Annotated in this window: 12 protein-coding genes; 7 read left to right on the top strand and 5 right to left on the bottom strand. The window is 35.8% G+C overall.

All coding sequences use genetic code 11. The annotated features are described in order from the left end of the window. Positions 1 to 294 precede the first annotated feature (294 nt). The 5 genes from ACFJGY_RS04350 to ACFJGY_RS04330 all read left to right on the top strand — a co-directional run bounded on the left by ACFJGY_RS04350 (position 295) and on the right by ACFJGY_RS04330 (position 5512). A complete protein-coding gene (locus tag ACFJGY_RS04350; protein ID WP_079667230.1) occupies positions 295 to 1179 on the top strand; it encodes a DUF3347 domain-containing protein in 885 nt (294 codons plus the stop codon). 12 nt (positions 1180 to 1191) lie between these two features. After that, the gene (locus tag ACFJGY_RS04345) at positions 1192 to 1707 is read left to right on the top strand and encodes a DUF305 domain-containing protein (RefSeq protein ID WP_079667229.1); all 516 of its coding nucleotides are present in this window, start codon (positions 1192 to 1194) and stop codon (positions 1705 to 1707) included. A 35-nt stretch (positions 1708 to 1742) separates the two neighbouring features. Next, positions 1743 to 2405, top strand: coding sequence for a DUF3347 domain-containing protein (locus ACFJGY_RS04340; RefSeq protein ID WP_379968478.1), 663 nt, complete (start codon positions 1743 to 1745; stop codon positions 2403 to 2405). A 1-nt stretch (position 2406) separates the two neighbouring features. Beyond that, positions 2407 to 2877 (top strand): heme-binding domain-containing protein, encoded by a 471-nt coding sequence (locus tag ACFJGY_RS04335; RefSeq protein ID WP_379968476.1) that lies wholly within the window; start codon positions 2407 to 2409, stop codon positions 2875 to 2877. 79 nt (positions 2878 to 2956) lie between these two features. Beyond that, positions 2957 to 5512: a multicopper oxidase domain-containing protein gene (locus tag ACFJGY_RS04330; RefSeq protein ID WP_379968474.1), complete on the top strand. Its 2556-nt coding sequence runs from the start codon at positions 2957 to 2959 to the stop codon at positions 5510 to 5512. Positions 5513 to 5805: 293 nt separating this feature from the next. On the opposite strand, the gene ACFJGY_RS04325 is transcribed toward ACFJGY_RS04330, so the two are convergent. After that, the gene (locus tag ACFJGY_RS04325) at positions 5806 to 6039 is read right to left on the bottom strand and encodes a helix-turn-helix domain-containing protein (RefSeq protein WP_079667226.1); all 234 of its coding nucleotides are present in this window, start codon (positions 6037 to 6039) and stop codon (positions 5806 to 5808) included. Positions 6040 to 6420: 381 nt separating this feature from the next. On the opposite strand from ACFJGY_RS04325, the gene ACFJGY_RS04320 reads away from it, so the two are divergent. Together ACFJGY_RS04320 and ACFJGY_RS04315 are read left to right on the top strand one after the other, a co-directional pair. Next, positions 6421 to 7236 carry an RNA polymerase sigma factor gene (locus tag ACFJGY_RS04320; protein WP_079667225.1) on the top strand — a complete coding sequence of 272 codons (816 nt, stop codon included), beginning with the start codon at positions 6421 to 6423 and terminating at the stop codon, positions 7234 to 7236. A gap of 1 nt (position 7237) precedes the next feature. Then, positions 7238 to 8332 carry a hypothetical protein gene (locus ACFJGY_RS04315; RefSeq protein WP_379968472.1) on the top strand — a complete coding sequence of 365 codons (1095 nt, stop codon included), beginning with the start codon at positions 7238 to 7240 and terminating at the stop codon, positions 8330 to 8332. A 289-nt stretch (positions 8333 to 8621) separates the two neighbouring features. On the opposite strand, the gene ACFJGY_RS04310 is transcribed toward ACFJGY_RS04315, so the two are convergent. The 4 genes from ACFJGY_RS04310 to ACFJGY_RS04295 form a co-directional block, all read right to left on the bottom strand. Then, positions 8622 to 10673: a heavy metal translocating P-type ATPase gene (locus ACFJGY_RS04310; RefSeq protein WP_379968470.1), complete on the bottom strand. Its 2052-nt coding sequence runs from the start codon at positions 10671 to 10673 to the stop codon at positions 8622 to 8624. A 17-nt stretch (positions 10674 to 10690) separates the two neighbouring features. After that, entirely contained in the window at positions 10691 to 11944 is a 1254-nt protein-coding gene (locus tag ACFJGY_RS04305) for an efflux RND transporter periplasmic adaptor subunit (protein ID WP_379968468.1), read from the bottom strand. Position 11945: 1 nt separating this feature from the next. Continuing rightward, positions 11946 to 16310 (bottom strand): CusA/CzcA family heavy metal efflux RND transporter, encoded by a 4365-nt coding sequence (locus ACFJGY_RS04300; protein WP_379968466.1) that lies wholly within the window; start codon positions 16308 to 16310, stop codon positions 11946 to 11948. A 157-nt stretch (positions 16311 to 16467) separates the two neighbouring features. Further along, complete coding sequence (locus tag ACFJGY_RS04295) at positions 16468 to 16833, bottom strand: DUF6660 family protein (protein WP_379968464.1); 366 nt, start codon at positions 16831 to 16833, stop codon at positions 16468 to 16470. Between the last annotated feature and the right edge of the window lie 57 nt (positions 16834 to 16890).

The raw sequence follows: 16890 nt of genomic DNA, 5'->3' as shown, positions 1-16890 counted from the left end.
AAACCATAATGATTGTAGTGGAAAATGTAAGCATAGTTCTTGTAGATGTAGCACTTTTTCATCTTCATTGAGTTTACCTATACCGTTTTATATAGAGAACGAAAATCAGTTTGTTGAAATTAAACAACAAAAATTCCATTTCAAACAAGCCTACCATTCTTCAGGCTTTTCTTCCATTTGGCAACCACCTAAAATAGGCTAAAATTATTTCTTTCAAGCCATAATTATGTCTTGTCGAAAACTAAATTAGTTTTCGTAAAATTTTTGTATTCCTAATAATTTAAAAATTTCAAAATGAAATCAATATCAAAAATATTGATGGTAATCACCGTATTACTATCAACCATAAACATTTTTGCCCAAATCAAAAATTCAAAAACAGAAACCGTAAAAGTATATGGTAACTGTGAAATGTGTAAAGCAAACATCGAAAAAGCAGGAAATTTAAAAAATGTATCCACTGTAGAATGGAATAAGGATACGAAAATGGCTACACTCAGCTATGATAGTAAAAAAACAAATCAGGACGAAATATTGAAACGCATTGCCTTAGCTGGTTATGACAGTGAGAAATTTTTAGCTCCAGACGACGTTTATTCAAAATTATCAGGCTGTTGCCAGTATAATAGGGAGCTTAAGCCAGTTGCCACAAACAAAGATGCTGTTATGAATATGAAGGCTGAACACGCAAACCACGACCCTAAAGAAATGGCTGTTACAAATACGGCAACCATTCAAAATGTTCCACAACTTAAATCCGTTTTCGATAATTATTTTTCAGTAAAAGATGCCTTGGTAAAAACCGATCCTGCTATCTCATCTATAAAAGCTGCTGAATTGCTAAAGGCGATAAAAGCTGTAGAAATGACAAAACTCTCAACAGAAGAACATAGCGTTTGGATGAAAGTAATGAAGGATTTAACAGCAAATGCAGAAAAAATTTCTACCGCTAAAGATGTTTCAAAACAAAGAGAAACTTTTGCCTTACTTTCTAAAAATATGTATGAATTAACCAAAGTGTCAAAACAAGAAACACCTGTTTATTATCAGCATTGCCCTATGTACAACAATGGTAAAGGAGCAAATTGGTTAAGCAAAGAAGACGTAATTAAGAACCCTTATTATGGTTCTAAAATGCTTACCTGTGGTAGCGTGCAGGAGACAATTGGCAACAAATAAAGCTCCTCTATTATGGAAAATGAACACAAAATGCAACATAGTTCTATAAATGAAGGACATAGTGGTAAACATTCTTTAGCAATGTACAAACGCTTCGCAATTATGGCAGTTATAATGTTTGCAGCTATGTATTTTATAATGTATGCTATGATTGATGGTTTAAATAATCTTATCCCAAACATTAATAATTTGTATATGACCTTGCTGATGGTTTCTGTAATGTTGATAATAGAATTATGGATAATGAAGGGTATGTATGAAAATAAGAAAATCAATTGGGGCATTATAATAATTTCTGCTGCGATAGGTATCTTTTCGTGGTTTGGGATTCGAGAGCAGTTATTTGTTGGTGATGAAGAATTTGTAAAAGGTATGATACCACACCACGCAGCAGCAGTATTAATGTCTGAAAAATCAAACCTTACTGATCCCGAACTGATACAGTTGCAAAAAAACATACTTAAAACCCAAGCAGAAGAAATAGAATTTATGAAGCGAAAGCTTAAAGAATTTGAAACAAATAAGTAAAAAATCATTCTTTAATAACTTTAAATATTATTACAATGAAAAATATATTTTTCTCCATCATATCATTGGCAACATTAGCAGTATTAACAGTTTCCTGCAATCAGTCTTCCAATAAAAACGACAACGAGCAAGCTAATGATAGCACTGCAATAGCTAAAACGCAAGATTTGTCATCAGCAATACAAAATGATACAGTAAAAGCTTTTGCTTCAAAAGATACGCCTTCTCAAGAAGTTGAAAAACATACTGCAAAGGAGCAAGCGCAAAACTTTATTATCACACCAATTGTTAAAGATTATTTGGCATTAAAAAATGCACTTGTTGCAGATAATGATAAAGCAGCATCCAGTGCAGGCAAACAGCTCATTAGTACATTAAGTAAGGTAGATATGAAAACCATACCTGCAAACAAGCATAAACAATATATGGACATAGCTGAAGATGCCAAAGAAAATGCAGAACATATTGGCGACAATGCAGGAAAGATAGACCACCAAAGAGAACATTTCGCAATTTTGAGTAAAGATGTTTCCGACCTTATTACCTTGTTTGGAACTACAGAAAAACTGTATCAGGATTTCTGCCCAATGTTTAATGATGGCAAAGGTACTATTTGGATTAGCGAAGCCAAGGCAATAAAAAACCCTTACTATGGCAGTAAAATGCTTACCTGCGGTTCTTTAAAAAAAGAATTATAAAATGAAGAAAGTATTAAAGATAATTCTGGCAACATTGCTGTTTATTTTTATTGCTATTCAATTTTACAAACCTGCCCTCAATGTTAATAAAGGGCAGGTTTATCAAACCGATTTTGCAAAGGTTTATTATGTTCCGACAAATGTGCAAAGAATTTTACAAAACGCCTGTTACGACTGTCATAGCAATAATACCAAAGATAAATGGTACGCTAACATTCAACCTATGGCTTTGTTAATGAAAAGACATATTGATGATGGAAAGGCGCAATTAAATTTTAGTGAGTTTGGCAGTTTAGGTAGCCGAAGGCAAATAAGTAAAGTGAAAGGAATTGCAAACCAAATTAAGAACGATGAAATGCCTTTAGCGTCTTATAAAATAATGCACAGCAATGCGAAGCTTTCAAAGAAGCAAAAAAAATTGATGGTAAATTGGATGAACAAAACAGCAGACAGCCTTTCGACCATAAATTAAAACAATGCGCAAAATAAACAAAGAAAACCAAGCAGGGTTTTTATAAATACAAGTTTTTTTTAAATAAAAAAATTAATAAATGAAAAATATAACACTAATAATATTCATCCTTTCCGCATTTTCCCTTGGACAAGCACAGGATATGAAAGGTATGGATATGAGTAAAAAAGAAAAGGTTCAGCAGACAACTTATACTTGCTCGATGCATCCTGAAATTCACGCTAAAAAACCAGGCAACTGCCCAAAGTGTGGTATGAAACTGATGAAAGAAAAGGCTAAAGTGGTAATGCAGTCATCAAACAAAAAGAGTGATGAAATGCAGATGCCTCCAAAAGAGCAGCCGAAAAAGGTGGACAAAATGAACAATATGTCGATGCCCAAAGGGAAACCTCAAATCGTAAAAAGAATTGTAAAGACAATACCGCCAAAAACAGTTCGTTACGATTTATATGTAACAGATACACTGGTAAACTATGCAGGTAAAGAAAAAAGAGCTATTGCCGTAAATGGTCAAATACCAATGCCTACACTTACATTCACAGAAGGCGATACAGCTGAAATTGTTGTACATAACCAATTAAAAGAGAGTACATCGTTGCATTGGCACGGAGTGTTTTTACCTAATAAAGAAGATGGAGTGCCTTGGCTTACACAAAAACCAATTGAGGCCGGTGCAACCTATACTTATCGTTTCCCGATTATTCAACACGGAACGCATTGGTATCATTCCCATTCCGGTTTGCAAGAGCAGATTGGTATGTATGGCAGTTTTGTAATGAAAAAACGTGATGATGATAAAACTTTTAGAGAAGGAATTGATGATTTACCAACTGTACCAATTATTTTAAGCGAATGGACAAATCTTAATCCGGAGAACATTAATCGAATGTTGCATAATGCCAATGACTGGGCGGCTATTAAAAAAAATGCAACTCAGTCTTATGTCGAAGCTATTAAAGAAGGTCATTTCAAAACTAAGGTCACAAACGAATGGAAACGGATGTTGGCGATGGACGTTAGCGATGTGTATTATGACAAAATTTTAATCAATGGAAATAATGCTACCGACTTAAAAATGGTTGATGGCAAAAAGCTAAAAGCAGGTGACAGAGTGCGTTTACGTGTCTCAAACGGAGGCGCTTCATCGTATTTTTGGTTGCGATATGCAGGTGGTAAAATTACTGTAGTAGCCAATGATGGCAATGATGTAGAGCCTGTAGAAGTTGATCGGTTAATTATTGCAGTTTCTGAAACTTATGATGTCGTTGTTACGATTCCGGACGATGGTGTGGCTTATGAGTTTTTAGCTACCACTGAAGACAGAACACAGTCTGCAAGCTATTTCGTAGGAAACGGTATTAAGCAACTTATTTCTCCGCTTCCTCGTCTTAAATATTTTGAAGGAATGAAAATGATGAACGATATGATGAAGATGAATGGTGATCTGGATGATATGGGAATGAAAATGAGCTTGAACCAAATGGATATGAATGTAGTGATGTACCCAGAAATTACTGGTGAAGCAAAACAGAAGCAAGATCATAGCGAACACAATATGAATATGAATATGAATATGAATATGGATAGCGACCCCAATCGTTACAACGCAAATGCTTTAGGAGATATTAAGACCCTGAATTATGCAATGTTGCAATCACCTTACGATACTACGCTTTTAAAAGATGCTCCGGTAAAGGAATTAAAATTTACACTTACCGGAAATATGAACCGCTATGTGTGGAGTATGGATAATAAGATTCTTTCCGAAGTTGATAAAATACCTGTCAAAAAGGGTGAAATTCTACGTATTACCATTTATAATAACTCTATGATGCGACATCCTATGCACTTACACGGGTTCGATTTCAGAGTGATTAACGGTAAAGGCGAAAAATCTCCGCTAAAAAATGTGTTGGATATAATGCCAATGGAAACTGATACGATTGAGTTTTTAGCGAATGAAGAAGGAGATTGGTTTTTCCACTGTCATATCCTTTATCATATGATGTCGGGAATGAACAGAGTTTTTGCGGTTGACGACTATCAAAATCCTAATTTACCTGACAAAAAACAAGCATATAATATGTTGCAGCGCGAGAGTAATATGCCACACTTTATGGCGCAGAATGATTTTGCTACGAATGGGAATGATGGTGACGCAATGCTTCAGAACTCAAGATGGAGTTTAGGTACAGAATGGCGTTTAGGCTATAACGATATGCACGGTTATGAAGTAGAAACTCACTTAGGGCGATACATTGGTAAAATGCAGTGGTTTATGCCATTCATTGGTTTTGACTGGAGATATCGTAAAATGGGTATGGATGAACACGAAACCAATTTATTCGGACAGAAAAACGAGAAAGATACTCGTAGAGCTATAAGTTTAGGTTTTATGTACACAATGCCGATGTTGGTTAATTTTCAAGCAGAAGTCTATCACGATGGTATTGTTCGTCTTTCCTTAATGCGCGAAGATATTCCTATAACAAAAAGATTAAGAGCAGGTTTTATGGTCAACACCGATATGGAATATATGACCGAACTCAAATATATTATCAATAAAAATGTAGGTATTCGTACACATTACGACAGTGATATGGGCTTTGGTGTGGGTTTATCTCTCAATTACTAATTATTTTAAATTGTACTATAAATTAACGTATTATTATCATTTAATATTTTTAAAAACAAGATCCAGCTCTAAGAGCTGAATCTTGTTTTTATATTAATATAGTTTAAAAAAATCGTCTTTTCTTTAATAGCAATACAATGCAACTAATATCTTAACTCCCTCACGATCACTGTCATCAACTTCTAATTGTATAAAATTGGTATTTGATGAAGAAGAAAGATATGATAATGCAAATCAGGAAAGAACTTAGTCCAGAATTTTACAATAAAAAAATGCCAACTCTAGTCGGTATTTTACTCATTTATAAGATTAAAAAATTGTTCAAGAGTAATTTTTCTTGCTTTGCATATCCTATAAAGTGTTTCAACGGGAATTCTATATGTAATATCACTTTTAATTTTTCTGATAGTACTTTCTTCAACATCGTGATTTTTAGCAAACGAGTTTTGTGACTTATTTTCTTTAAGCCAAGGAACTAACCAATTTTTAGTTATATAAGAACAGATTTTCTCGTTTATGTCAATCATATAACAAAAGAAATATTTTGTAATTGAAATATTACGGTCGTTCGACCGTAATTAAATTATTTTTGTTATATTTGCAATACAAGTTACAGTAATGTAATTTTGCGATAGTTCAAAAAAAACATAGAAGCTATTGCTTAGATTCTCGATTGGAAAACTGGCACTTTTCAAAAAGCAACGAGTTGATAAGTAAATGTGCCCACGACTTCGGCGTGGGCTCACTTATCGTTGCTCGGTATGCCAGTACCTCCAGTCGGTAAGTTGAGTTCCACGCCTTTTGTTTTTTTGACAAAATGTAATGAGGTGGTGATATGAATAGTTTGTTGCTTTCATACAAAGATCTAAGCAGTTCCTTCCAGTAATAGATAGCTAAATCCGCTGCTTATGAAAAGAACAGACTCTTTCTCCCGAAAACTAAGCAATCTTCAGTTGTACGAACTGCTGAAAAAAGGCAATCCGACCGCTTTGGAACATATTCATCTGCGCTACAAAAGACTTCTTTTCTGGGTTGGAAGGCAAGTGCTTGAGGATGATTTTGTAGTGGAAACTATTCTTCAGGATACATTCCTCAAATTGTGGCTACACCGCAACACCATTGAAACTCCGAATCATATTCTTGGCTTTTTACGGTTTGTGATGAAAAGAGATTGTATATCTTATGTTACTGCTCCAAGAAATAAATTCAACCGTTTGATGGCTTCTCTTGAAAGTTTTGAGAATTATCAAGATTATCTAGTGGGTTATGATCCCCTAACTGATAAAGAGAATCTCCTCAGTCACGAATCGGATCAGAAAAATTTCGATGAAGTCAAAAAGGTTTTACCCATTTTGGATCCCAAAAGAAAACACCTTATTGAACTTTGCTTGGAATATGGCTTTCAGCACAAGCCCATCGCAGAAGCAATGGGTAGCAGTGTGAAAGACATCAGCAATGAGGTGAGCAGAGCTATAAATGATCTTCGCAAAATTCTTAATAGAAGTTCTTTTGAACAGCCACAGGAAAAAGCTTTTGACAATAAAGAGCAGTCAGAAAAACTCAGTAGTCAACAACTCGATATTTTGAAAAGAAGGTTTGAGAAGAAATCTTCATTTGCAGTTATTGCCCGAGAACTCAAATTACCAGAAAAGGAAGTCCATCGGGAATTTATGTACGCCTATCAGTATCTGCAAAATCAAAACACTTCTGAAATACCTCTTTGAAATGGAAAAATCCACGATGACATTGACCCGAAGAATTCAGCTTTTGATAGATCTTCCTGCAAATGAACAAAAAGAAATGTGGGAAAAACTTTACCGATATCAGAACCGCTGTTTCCGAGCAGCTAATTTAATTGTTTCTCATCTGTATGTTCAGGAAATGATCAAGGATTTCTTTTACCTAACCGAAGAAATCCAATACAAGCTTGCTGATGAAAAAAAAGATGAAATGGGAATATTTACACGTTCCAAAACAAATACAACGGCACGCTTGGTTTCTGACCGTTTCAAAGGAGAAATCCCTACGGATATTCTGGGAAGCCTGAACAATACTATTCAATCTACCCTTTCTAAAAACAAAGCCGATTACTGGCAAGGAACAAAATCGCTGAGAAATTTTAAAAAAGACATTCCAATTCCACTTCCTATCAAATGCATCAGCAAAATGAAATATGATGAGGGAAAGAAAGCGTTTTGCTTCAATATGTTTGCAATTCCTGCTAAAACGTATTTGGGAAAGGACTACTCTGATAAGCGGCTGATAATGGAACGCCTTTTAAGAGAAGAAATAAAGCTTTGCACATCGCAGATCCAGCTGAAAGCAGGAAAAATCTATTGGCTTGCAGTATTTGAATTCGAAAAAGAAGAGCATCATTTAAAACCTGATATCATTGCAGAAGCTTCCCTGTCTCTGGAGCATCCTATAGTAGCAAAAGCCAACAATGTGCGAATCAATATTGGCTCAAAAGAGGAGTTTTTATATCGAAGGCTTGCGATTCAAGCAAGTCAAAAAAGAATCCAAAACGGAGTCGCCTATGCCCGTTCGGGAAATGGAGCCAAGAGAAAACAAAAGGCATTGTATAAAACAGAAAATTTGGAAAGCAAATATGTGAGTCATCGGCTACATTTGTACAGCCGGAAATTGATTGATTTCTGCATCCAACAACAGGCAGGCACACTCATTCTAAAAAATCAAGAAGATAAGATAGGCATTGCAAAAGAACAGGAATTCGTCCTTCGCAACTGGAGTTATTATGAATTGCAGAGCAAAATAAAATACAAAGCAGAAAAAGCAGGTATCGAATTAATCATTGGATAACTAAAAAATAACGAGGGTGCTTGTAAACCCGCAGGGTGAGGTCTTGAACACTCACTAAATACTCTAGTAGTATGTACAACGGCGTGGGTTCTTTTTTTAATCCATAAGAATGCTGAAAGAAAAGGGTGATATGGTTAGATCCAAAATACTTATCAATAAATAAAAAAATATAAGTAATACGAGATAATTACTATTTCACAAGAAAGGTTCAACAAATTGTTGAACCTTTCTATTTTATTAATCTAGAGTGAATAAATTTTTTAGTACAGATAAATTTAAACTAGACATATTAAAACTTCATCTTCTGAATTCTTACCGCATTCAGAATAGCTAATAAAGCAACACCTACATCAGCAAATACAGCTTCCCACATTGTCGCCAATCCGCCAGCTCCCAAAATCAATACAATTCCTTTAACAATAAACGCTAATATGATATTTTGCCAAACTATTTTTTTGGTTTGTTTACCTATATTAATTGCCATCGGTATTTTACTTGGTTTATCATCCTGAATGACTACATCAGCAGTTTCGATAGTTGCATCACTACCTAAACCACCCATTGCTATACCAACATCACTTAATGCTACTACTGGTGCATCGTTAACACCATCGCCTACAAAAGCTACACTTTCATTATTTGCTTTAAGTTCTTTTACTTTATTTACTTTGTCTTCCGGTAATAAATCGCCAAAGAAATTTGTAATTCCCAACTTATCTGCAACAAATTTTACAACGGTACTTTTATCGCCACTTAACATTGTGGTATTTACACCTAACTCCTTTAGTTTATCAATGGTTAGCTGTGCGTCTTCTTTTATGCTATCGGCAATGGTAATGTATCCTGCAAATTTACCATCGTAAGCAATGGCGATTATGGTATAAACGATGGTGCTTGGATTCAAATCATAACTGATATTGAATTTATCCATCAACTTAAAATTCCCTACCAGTAGTTCTTTTCCGTTTATATTGGCCTTCAAGCCGTGTCCTGATATTTCTTCTGTGTTTTCTAATTTAATTGAGTTGTCGATTTCGCCTACATAGTTGTGAATGGCTGTTGCAACCGGATGCGTACTTTGGTTTTCCAAAGTATTAACCATTTTTAGGATTTCATCTTTATTAAATTCTGGTTTCAATAATACTTCCTGTACTTTAAAAACTCCTTCGGTCATTGTTCCTGTTTTATCCATCACTACATTTTGGACATTCGCAATTATATCCAAGAAGTTACTTCCTTTAAACAAAATACCATTTTTAGAAGCCGCACCAATTCCCCCAAAATAACCCAAAGGAATACTGATGACCAAAGCACACGGACAAGAAATAACCAGAAAGACCAAGGCTCTGTAAAGCCAATCTCTGAAGGTATACTCATCTACAAAAAAGTATGGTAGAAAGCAGATCAATACCGCTAGTCCTACAACAATTGGTGTATATATTCTTGCAAATTTTCGGATAAAAAGTTCTGTAGGCGCTTTTTGAGATGTAGCATTCTGAACCAATTCAAGAATTTTGCTTAACTTACTGTCTTCGTAAGCAGTAGTCACTCTCACTTGGGCGATGGTTTGAAGATTTATCATTCCTGCCAATACAACTTCACCTTTATTTTTTGTATCGGGCTTACTTTCTCCGGTTAAAGCAGCAGTATTGAATGATGCTGATTCACTTATTAATTCTCCATCTAAAGCTAGTTTTTCACCCGACTTCAATTGGATAACATCACCAATCTTTACCTGTTCTGGCTGAATTGTTTTCGGCTGATCATTTACTAGAATAGTTACTTCATCTGGTCTTTGGTCTAATAATGCTTTAATATTACTTTTAGCTCTTGAAACGGCCAAAGTTTGGAAGACTTCCCCAACGCTATAAAACAGCATTACCGCAACACCTTCGGGATATTCGCCTATGGCAAATGCGCCAACTGTAGCAATACTCATCAGAAAGAATTCCGAAAAAACATCACCTTTTGTAATGCTTTCAAAGGCTTCTTTCAGAACCGGAAGACCCACTGGAATGTAAGCAACAGCATACCATAAAATTCTGACCCAATCTTTGAACCATTCCTGAGGCAAGAAATAATCCATCGCAATTCCTGAAAATAAAACAATTAAGGAAATAATTGCTGGCAAAAACATTTGGAATGTACTTTTTTCGGAATCACTATACTCGTGATCGTGACCATCGTCATCGCTATGTTCTATAGGTTTGCTTTTTTTCGGCGTACAACATCCATCACCTTCAATTATTTTTTTAGCACCTGCGTCTTCATATATTTTATCTTCCTGCGCAGTTGGCTTTTTCTCAGGATGCTTTTCTTGATTTATATTTTTATCCGACATTGTAATTTATTTTTTGATTAATGTTCGTGTTCTCCGGAATTACTCAATTTTGCATTCACAAAAAATGCACCTTTCACAACCACTTCGGCATCTTTTGAAATTTCAGTAACGGTCGTAATAGCCGTGTAACCCATATCCGATGAACCTTTTACTACTTCTATCTTTTCAAAGTTAATAATTTTTGATTCTTTTTCAGGCGCTTTCTTTTCGTCTTGATGTCCATCTTCTTCTTCGTGATGCTCTACTGGTTTTTTGTCTGTTTTAATGAAAACATAATATTTACTTTCCGCTTCCACAATGGCTTCATTGGGAACTGCGGGTGTTGTGCTTTTATCAAGGCTTACGATTCCTGTGATGTTCATTCCGTCGATTAATCCTGCTTTATTTCCTGTTACAGAACAGTGAACTGAGATTGTTTTACTATCGTTTTCAAATGATGAACCGATACTATAAATTTTTGCATCATATTCAATTTCGGGATTATTAGTGAGTTTAAAATGAACGATTTGTCCAACTTTCATTTTAGGCAAATCTTTTTCAAAAACTTGTAAATCTAAATGTAAAGAACCATTGTCAATAACTTCTGCAACAGGCGATGAAATATCAACATAACTTCCTATCTGCGACGAAATATTGCTGACCGTTCCGCTGATTGGAGATGTGATTACCAAACCTGATTTCAAATTTCCATTGCTGATGTTGGAAGGATTAATTCCCATAATCTGAAGCTGTCTCTGTAACGACGCTCTTTGTGTTCGCAGAGTTTTCAGTTCCGCATCTGAACTTTGAAGGTTTTTCTTGGCTCCGGCATCATTATCAAACAATTCTTTTTGTCTTCTGTATTCCTGCTCGGCAAATGCAATTCTGCTTTTTACAGTTAAATATTGCTCCTGCAATTGTATATACTCTGGATTTGAAATAGAGGCAATCACCTGTCCCTTTTTTACAAAATCCCCAATTTGTACATTCAGAGTTTTGATGATTCCACCATACATTGAAGTGATGGTTGCTTTATTATTGTTGGGAACTCGCAACGCGCCATTTGCTTTAATCGTGGAATTCAGTTCCTTCATTTCGATTTTTCCCAAAGTGATTCCGACCGCTTTCATCTGCTCCTCTGTCAGGCTTGCAATAGTTTGTGGAGCTTCCTCGCCGTGTTCTTCGGTCTGTTCGGTTTTAATTTCACTTTCAGATTCTATAGAAGCGTCCTTTTTTCCGCAGCTTATGAGAAAAACAAAGGCAAAAGCAGTATAGATGATATGTTGTTTCATTTTATTGATTGATTAAAGAATTAATGGTGATGACAGACTGATTGACCTGCTGAATGGATTCCAGATATTTCAGCTGAATATTGGTTGCGGTCTGTAAGGCAAAAAGATATTCAACGTAGGAAATTTCTCCGGTTTTGTAACCAAGTTGACCTGCCTTCACGATTTTTTCGGCATTAGGCAAAGCCTGATCGACGTAATATTCATATTGCTGAACGTCCTGCTGATATTGGCTCAAAGCATTTTCCAACTGACCTGTCAATTGTTTTTGTTGCAGTTTCGCATTCGATTCTGCGATTTGTTTTTGATAATCCAAAGACTGAATTCTCGCTTTAGTCGCTCCAAAAGTCAAAGGAATTGAAACCCCGATGTTGGCAACATTAAAACGGTTTCCCGCATTATAATATTTCTCCTGACCATTAACGGTATGAAATCCAATAATCGACTGGTTTGTGTAACCCAAACTTAACTCCGGCAAACCTTGTGACTTTTCAACATTCTTATTTTTCTCAGCAATTTCCATTTCCTGATAGAAAGCTTTAACTGTTGGATGGCTGGAAATCGCAGTGCTGTCCAGAACATATTCCGCTTTCAGTGGTTGATAATTTTTTGTGAGCGGAATCTCAATTTCATCATCTGTATTGATCAGAGTTTTCAGGTTTTTGTAGGCATTTTTCAGATAAATTTTATTCTGATTTAATAAAAGATTAATTTCTCCTTTCTGAGTTTCCGCCGTACTAATTTCTATTTTCTTGATGTCACCGGCATTAAATCTTACGGTAGCAATTCTGATAAAATCCTGATACAAACTGTCGAGTTTCATCAGTTTTGTCTGATTGTAATGAAGGTATTCAATCTGATAAAAGTAAGTTCTGACCTGTTTTGCCAATTCGTTAGCCGTAATTTCTCTGTTAATCTGTTTTCCTTTAATTTCCTCATTAATCAAATCCTTTCTTGCTTTAAACAAAGTCGGAAAAGGAATACTTTGGGAAATAGAAAACGACTGGTCAAATTTCGGACTGTTGTATTGCCCCAACTGCGCATTGAAATTCATTTTCGGAAGTTCATTGGCTGTTGGCATCAGCGCTTCAGAAACTTTAATATCCAAATCTTTTGACTGTATCGAATAATTATTGCTTAAAGCCAATTCTGTTGCCTGTTCTACCGAAAGCGTTTTTGTGGTTTGAGCATTCAAAGTTTGTCCAACCAGCAAAAATCCTAAAACGACAATCGTTGTCAAAGGTTTCATTTTAAAATTATTCCTTCTGAATTTTGTGTTAAAAATAATGTACAACATTGGCAAAACGAATAATGTCAGGAAAGTCGCCGTTATCAATCCTCCAATCACGACGGTCGCCAAAGGTTTCTGAACTTCTGCTCCAGCTCCGGTTGAAATTGCCATCGGAAGAAATCCTAAAGAAGCCACGGCAGCAGTCATTAAGACTGGTCGAAGTCTTGTTTTGGTTCCTTCAAAAACACGTTTCAAAATATCGGTCTCGCCGTCTTTTTCCAATTGATTGAAGGTTCCGATGAGAACTATTCCATTTAAAACTGCAACTCCGAACAAAGCGATAAAACCAATTCCCGCACTGATACTGAAAGGCATATCTCGTATCAGCAAAGCGAAAATTCCACCAATCGCGCTCATTGGAATGGCTGTAAAAATCAAAGCAGCTTGTTTGAACGATTTAAATGTAAAATAAAGCAGTAGAAATATCAGAAATAACGAAACCGGGACAGCAATCATCAGACGTTTACTCGCTGCCTGCAGATTCTCGAACTGTCCGCCATACGTGAAGTAATATCCCGAAGGCAACTTGATTTGCCTATCCAATTTTGCCTGAATATCATTCACAACACTTTCCACATCGCGGTTTTTCACATTAAAACCAATCACAATTCTACGTTTACCCTCTTCTCTACTTATCTGTGACGGCCCGAGTTTGTAACTGATATTGGCAACCTGAGATAGCGGAATCTGATTTCCCGAACTCGTGGAAATCATTAAATTATTAACATCATCAATATTGGTTCTGTGAATGCTGTCTAAGCGAACTACTAAATCAAAACGTCTTTCGTTCTCAAAAACCTGACCGGCTGACTTTCCTGCGAAAGCAGTACTCAAAGAATTATTGACATCTTCAATGTTCAATCCGTAATTGGCCATTCTTGTACGGTCATATTCAACATTGATTTGCGGAAGTCCGCTGATTCGTTCTATTTGCGGAGCAGTTGCACCGTCAACAGTTTGAACTACCTTATTCACTTTTTCAGCATAAATCGCAAGAGAATCCAGATTTTCACCAAAAATTTTCACGGCTACATCTTGCCGGATTCCTGTCATCAATTCATTAAATCGCATCTGTATCGGCTGGTTTTTCTCAAAGAAAACACCGGGAATCAGTTCTAACTTTTCTGAAATCTCGTCTGCGAGTTCATCATAAGATTTTTTGGTTTTCCAATCGCTTTGCGGTTTTAAAACGATAATCAAATCAGTTGCTTCCGGAGGCATTGGGTCGGTAGGAACTTCAGCAGCACCTGTTTTACCAACAACCATCTTTACTTCATCAAATTGTTTGATAATTCTGGAAGCCTGCATTGATGTTTCCACACTTTGGGTAAGTGAGCTTCCCTGTGGTAATATACAATGAAATGCAAAATCACCTTCCTGCAACTGCGGAATAAACTCACCTCCCATTCTTGAGAAGATTACAATACAAACAGCAAATAAAACGACCGTAGCAGAAACAATGATGTATTTCAATTGCAAAGCTTTTCGCAATAATGGCTGATAAAAACTTTGCAACTTATTCATCATTTTATCCGAGAAAGTTTCTTTGGTTGAAACTGTTTTAGATAAAAATAAAGCACTCATCATTGGAATGTAGGTCAGTGATAAAATCAAAGCTCCTAAAATTGCAAACCCAACCGTTTTTGCCATTGGCGTGAACATTTTTCCTTCTACACCGACTAACGTTAAGATTGGTATGTAAACGATTAAGATAATAATTTCACCAAATGCTGCGCTGTTTCTGATTTTGGATGCGGACAGGAAAACTTCCTCATCCATCTCCGACTGTGTCAGTTTTTGATTAGATTTTCTGAGACCTAAGTGATGAAGTGTAGCCTCTACAATGATAACTGCTCCGTCAACTATTAATCCGAAATCTATTGCCCCTAAACTCATTAAATTGGCACTAACACCGAAGACATTCATCATTGCTAGTGCAAAAAGTAGCGACAGAGGAATCGCTGATGCAACAATCAATCCTGCTCTGAAATTGCCAAGAAATATGACCAGAACAAAAATTACGATAAGTGCTCCTTCAATCAGATTTTTCTCAACGGTATTGATTGCTCGTCCTACTAGATCAGACCTGTCAAGATAAGGCTCTATTAGAACATCTTCTGGCAAAGATTTTTGGATGGTGGGAATTTTATCTTTAATACGGCTAACTACTTCGTTGCTGTTGGCACCTTTTAACATCATTACAATACCTCCAACTGCATCTACCTGACCATTATATGTCATTGCGCCGTAACGGATTGCGCTTCCCAATCGAACATCTGCAACATCTTTTATAAAAATTGGAACACTGCCAGTTTTATTAACGATGGCGATATTTTTAATATCTTCCAGAGAAGTCACAACGCCGATTCCACGGATGAAATAGGCATTTGGTTTTTTGTCAATGTACGCTCCGCCAGTATTCTGATTATTTTTTTCCAATGCAGTAAAAAGCTCTGTAATGCTGACTCCCATTGATCTGAGGCGGTCAGGGTTGACAGCTACTTCATATTGTTTCAGCTCACCGCCAAAACTGTTGACTTCTGCAACACCAGGTGTTCCGTTCAGTTGTCTTCTTACAATCCAGTCCTGCATTGTGCGCAGTTCCTTGGATGAGTATTTTTTCTCGCTACCTTTTTTTGGATGGAGAATATATTGATAAACATCACCTAAACCTGTGCTGACTGGTGCAAGCTCTGGTGTTCCAACTCCTTTAGGTATTTCTTCTGTTGCTTGTTTTAGTTTTTCGGAAATAAGCTGACGGGCAAAATACACGTCAACATTTTCTTTGAAAACGACAGTAATAACAGACAATCCGAATCTTGAAATACTTCTGGTTTCCTCAATATCTGGAATATTTGCTATGCTTTGTTCAATTGGAAATGTAACCAACTGCTCCACCTCTTGCCCTGCCAATGTTGGACAAACGGTAATAATTTGAACCTGATTATTAGTGATGTCAGGAACAGCATCTATCGGTAATTTGGTAGCGCTCCATACGCCCCAAATAATCAATAACAAGGTCATTATACCAATGACGATTTTGTTGTTGATGCTAAATTTTATGATTTTATCTAACACAGAATTTGATTTAATTTTATTGATTTCCAACTTAATCTTATCATTAAGAAATTGATATAATTTAGGAATACAAATATGAATAGATGAACCGTGCAATCCTATTGCATAGTATCTCTAAAAGTTGATGAAAGATTTTCTTTCATCTGATCAATAAAAATCAAATTTTGGGAGGTTGCCAGATATGGTCGTAAACCTGATAGTCAATATTATTCTTTTGAAAAAGAATTTTTTTTGAGAAATAAATCTTAGACTGTACTGGAATCTGCAATAACTTTTCGCAGTTAAATGTGCTAATTTTAATTTGACAACAACTACATAGGCAAAAAGGAGAACACGGATCATCTTTTTCTTTAGAATGAGAATTGTCAGCATTCATTGAAATTTGATGATTGTCACGAACTTCCGACTGAGCTTTAACATCACTACAAGGCATTAAAAGTAATGCAATGAAGTAGATTGTTAATATGAGTCTTAGAAATTTCACTTTACAAAAGTATAAAATTTTATTATATTGCTTCAACATAATGGAAAAACTTCGTTATGTGAAAGATTGGTCAGGGAAAAGAAGAAATGCGGGAAA

This window comes from Epilithonimonas sp. UC225_85, from assembly GCF_042695135.1.
Lineage (GTDB): Bacteria > Bacteroidota > Bacteroidia > Flavobacteriales > Weeksellaceae > Epilithonimonas.
The sequence above is the reverse complement of the archived record's forward strand: the minus strand, read 5'-3'. Positions and strand labels throughout refer to the sequence as shown.

What these genes read in the sequence shown, in the direction of transcription:
- ACFJGY_RS04345 (WP_079667229.1), top strand. Translation starts at nt 1,192, where the DNA reads ATGGAAAATGAACACAAAATGCAACATAGTTCTATAAATGAAGGACAT.
- ACFJGY_RS04340 (WP_379968478.1), top strand. Translation starts at nt 1,743, where the DNA reads ATGAAAAATATATTTTTCTCCATCATATCATTGGCAACATTAGCAGTA.
- ACFJGY_RS04350 (WP_079667230.1), top strand. Translation starts at nt 295, where the DNA reads ATGAAATCAATATCAAAAATATTGATGGTAATCACCGTATTACTATCA.
- ACFJGY_RS04325 (WP_079667226.1), bottom strand. Translation starts at nt 6,039, where the DNA reads ATGATTGACATAAACGAGAAAATCTGTTCTTATATAACTAAAAATTGG.
- ACFJGY_RS04335 (WP_379968476.1), top strand. Translation starts at nt 2,407, where the DNA reads ATGAAGAAAGTATTAAAGATAATTCTGGCAACATTGCTGTTTATTTTT.
- ACFJGY_RS04295 (WP_379968464.1), bottom strand. Translation starts at nt 16,833, where the DNA reads ATGTTGAAGCAATATAATAAAATTTTATACTTTTGTAAAGTGAAATTT.
- ACFJGY_RS04315 (WP_379968472.1), top strand. Translation starts at nt 7,238, where the DNA reads ATGGAAAAATCCACGATGACATTGACCCGAAGAATTCAGCTTTTGATA.
- ACFJGY_RS04305 (WP_379968468.1), bottom strand. Translation starts at nt 11,944, where the DNA reads ATGAAACAACATATCATCTATACTGCTTTTGCCTTTGTTTTTCTCATA.
- ACFJGY_RS04330 (WP_379968474.1), top strand. Translation starts at nt 2,957, where the DNA reads ATGAAAAATATAACACTAATAATATTCATCCTTTCCGCATTTTCCCTT.
- ACFJGY_RS04310 (WP_379968470.1), bottom strand. Translation starts at nt 10,673, where the DNA reads ATGTCGGATAAAAATATAAATCAAGAAAAGCATCCTGAGAAAAAGCCA.
- ACFJGY_RS04320 (WP_079667225.1), top strand. Translation starts at nt 6,421, where the DNA reads ATGAAAAGAACAGACTCTTTCTCCCGAAAACTAAGCAATCTTCAGTTG.